The sequence below is a fragment of the Acetatifactor sp. genome, assembly GCF_982438285.1.
In genome coordinates, this window is record NZ_CEWDFQ010000318.1 from 1 (window position 1) to 3,594 (window position 3,594).

The following is a 3,594-nucleotide window of genomic DNA, read 5'->3' on the forward strand; positions in this document are numbered from 1 at the left end:
ATTTTCCATTCCCTTTTGATTCTCCTGTTCAATGACTGCAATGCCTCAGTGGGAGTCAACATTTTTTATCCTTCCTTTCCTCAATTTGTAACAGCTCCTGGCTTATGCTTTAATCTGTACTTAAATATTCCGCCAGGGTTCTCGCGATCATTTCCCGTCCCGCCTCATTGGGATGCAGCCCGTCCTCTGTGTACAGCTCCATATCAGACCAGCTCTCGTGGGGATAAAAATCGTGATACAGATCAATGACCTCCACTCCCAGCTCTGCCGCCACCTGCTTTTCCGCCTCCACAAAATCCTCCAGAATGCCATAACCCGCATCCAGCTCCTCACAGGTAAGCTGCTGCACCGTATACCAGCTGTAGGTGGGCGTCACAAGGATGATCCGCAGATCGGGGTAAGCCTTCCTGATGGATGTGATACTGCTTCGCAGAGCCCCAGTAAAGGTGTATTCATCATAGGGGTCCTCCTCATTATACATCACCGCACCGCCGTGGTAATCATTGAGCCCGTGTCCGATAATGAGAATTTCCACAGCGGAAAAATCAATGTTTTCCAGCTCATCTATGGTCTCTCCGAAATATTCCGTAGCGCTCTCTCTGATCCGCACCGTCTGCTGTACGCCGAAGTCACCGGCCTCTATGGCCTTTGCCAGCCCGGCCATGGACAAGGCATCCTTGGAATATCCCATGCGCTTTTCTGTGTCCATGCGGCTTAAGCAGGTGCCTCCCAGGGACCCGTTAAACACAGGCTCTCCCAGATAAGCGGCCAGCTTTTCCGTGACGGAGGTCTCATCCCGGACGATTCCCATGATACTGTCCCCCAAAACCACGATCCTCACCTGGGTTTTCTCCTGTCTGTTCTCCCGGCTGGAATAGGTGGCTGCAAAAAGAAGCACAAAAAACGCCGTCGCCAAGACTCCGTATAAAATTTTGCCAGAAAGTCTGTGTCCCTTCATTCCCGCTTTCTCTCCAGTCATTTCCTGAAATCCTCTATTGTTCCAGTATCCGGGCCAGTCTGTCCGCACCTTGGCCGTCCGCAACAGCGCGTATCCTCTCTCTTAAGCTTGCTCTGGCCTGTACATCATCACACAAATGCCCAAACCCCTCTCCCAGCCGTTCCAAAACACCCAGGGCATCCCGATGGAAGGCTCCTGCATTTACGGCAATCCCATGATCCCCCAGGTACGCTGCCAGCTCCTCTTGATTTTCCGCATAGGAAAAACATAAAAAAGGAACGCCCACGGCGCAAAGCTCATAAACCGTAGTTCCCGCCGCTGTCACCGCAAGATCACATTGCTCCATAAGTCCTGCCATATCCTGCACATTACGGTGTATGATCACACCCTCCCTTTTTTCTTCCAGCTTCTTTAATGCACTGAAATTTGGGGAGAAGCTTCCCGCCGTTATGTGAAAGTGTATCCCTTTTCTATAAACACAGTCAAGCACTTTACCAGCAATATTCTCCCTGTCTCCTCCACCGGTGGTGATCAGTACACTGCGCACGTTTGCAGATACCCGGCAATTTCTATTACGAAACTGGGGTCTTAAGGGCACATAGCGGCTTCCCAGGTACAGCTTTGTATTGCGTCCTTCATACAGCTTTTCATAGCTCCTTTGATCTGCAAAGATGTTATAGTTGATCACCGCATCTACAGGAAAGGGGCGGCTGTGCATATCGTCCAGCAAGAAAACCTCTCCCCAGCGGGCCAAGTTCTGCAGATAAACATCCGTCACATAGTAGCTGTCCACCACAATTTTTCTCTTTCCCCTTTCACTTTTGTCCCCCTCGGGGAGGTCTTCTTTCTCCTGAAGCAATGCCTCCCACAGGGGAAGCTCCTCCTCCATCCTTTGAAAACCCGTGTGAAACACATGCACCGAAAAGCCATAGCTCGCCGCCAGCTCCCCGGAGGCCTCATCCGCACATAAAAATAGAATCTGCTCCAATGATCCCAGTCTCTCCGAAAGAGCCCTGGCGATGGTCAAACACCGCATCAGATGTCCCGCCCCTATACGGGCATTTCCGTCCGCCCGAAAAAGGTATTGCTTTCTTTTCATGAAAAATCCACCAAATCCCAGCTCATAGGCGTGCCAAGTCTGGCGTCCCGGCTGATCTTCTTTCCCAAAAGCTCTTCATAATACATGGTATGCAGTCCGCAGGACGGTCTTACAGAACGGAGATTTTCCGGTGTAAATACGTCTCCTGCCTTCATATCCTGGGCCACAAAAAGCGAGCGGGAATGTTCTCTGCCCTTTTTCTGCTTTTCTGTCAGTTCATAGGTAACCTTCCCCACAGCCTTCTCAATCTGCCGAATATGCTCCACCATTTCCTTAAATTCCTCCGGCTCCATGGAAAAGGCTGCGTCTGCGCCTCCATCCGCTCTCCTTAAGGTAAGATGCTTCTCCACCACCTTCGCACCCAGGGCAACTCCGGCTCCTGCCACAGCGCTTCCCATGGTGTGATCGGAAAGTCCTGTCAGGCAGCCAAACACCTCCCCCATGGAAGGAATGGTCTTTAAATTGATTTCCTCATAAGGGGCCGGATAGGCTGAGGTACATTTTAATAGAATCACATTTTCATTGCCAGCCTCCCTACAGGTCTTAAGAGCCAGCTCTATGTCTGCAAGATAGGCGATGCCCGTAGACATAAGAATAGGCTTGCCCAAACGGGCAATCTTACGGATAAAGGGAATATCCGTAATCTCGAAACTGGCCACCTTATAAGCGGGCACATTCATTTCTTCCAGAAAGTCAATGCTGGAAAGGTCAAAGGGGGAGGAAAAAAAGATAAGTCCTATATCCTGTGCAATCTTCATCAGCTTTGGCTGCCACTCCCAGGGCGTATACGCAGTCTCATAAAGTTTGTGCAGAGTAGTTCCGTCCCATATGGTGCCCTGAGTGATCTGAAAGCAAGGGTCATCACTGTCAAGGGTGATGGTGTCCGGCGTGTAGGTCTGTATCTTCACCGCATCCGCCCCCGCATCTTTTGCAGCCTTCATAATTTTCACCGCCCGGTCAAAGTCCATAAGATGGTTCGCAGACATTTCTGCAATAACAAACACCGGCGCGTTTTCACTGATCATTCGTTCCCCAATGACAATTTCCTTGTTCATAACGCTACACCTCTCCGTTTTTAAAATCTATTTTCTCATATTTTTTGTCCCCTCGTATCTGCATCCAGCGTTCCGCTGTCATCCGCATAAAGGTCACATCATAGGAGACGCCCTCCTTGAGAATATGCCCCTTTTTCTCCTCCACGATTTCACAGCCGCACATTTTATGCAGCTGGATAACTCCCTGGTTTTGGGTAAAGACATCGGAATACACCGCCGTTTTTCCCAGACTGTCAAAGACATAGTCATACATGCTCATCTCAAGGGACAATGCCGTTTTCAGGCTTCTTAGCCTTTTTTCTCCCATGTAATAAGCCCATCCCAAGTTTCCTTCCGGATTTTTAAGTCCCGTCAGATTAATCACTCCCGCTGGAATTTCGTCCACCCGTATGAGCCAATATTTCACATCCTCATTGCTTCGTATGGAGGCCAGCCATTTTCTTTGTCCCTCTAACGTAAGCTTAGGATTGGTATTCATGTAT

4 protein-coding genes are annotated in these 3,594 nt (G+C 49.7%); all 4 read right to left on the reverse strand.

Going from position 1 to position 3,594, the window contains the following annotated elements:
* Nucleotides 1-109: 109 nt before the first annotated feature.
* Entirely contained in the window at nt 110-979 is an 870-nt protein-coding gene (locus tag AC1WIP_RS13115; protein WP_481142247.1) for an SGNH/GDSL hydrolase family protein, read from the reverse strand.
* A 13-nt stretch (nt 980-992) separates the two neighbouring features.
* Complete coding sequence (gene pseG / locus AC1WIP_RS13120; protein ID WP_481142248.1) at nt 993-2,057, reverse strand: UDP-2,4-diacetamido-2,4,6-trideoxy-beta-L-altropyranose hydrolase; 1,065 nt, start codon at nt 2,055-2,057, stop codon at nt 993-995.
* Entirely contained in the window at nt 2,054-3,112 is a 1,059-nt protein-coding gene (pseI, locus tag AC1WIP_RS13125; protein WP_481142249.1) for a pseudaminic acid synthase, read from the reverse strand. Before pseI ends, pseG begins: the two co-directional genes overlap by 4 nt.
* A 4-nt stretch (nt 3,113-3,116) precedes the next feature.
* The coding region (locus AC1WIP_RS13130) for a hypothetical protein (RefSeq protein ID WP_481142250.1) at nt 3,117-3,594 on the reverse strand (478 nt) is incomplete at its 5' end.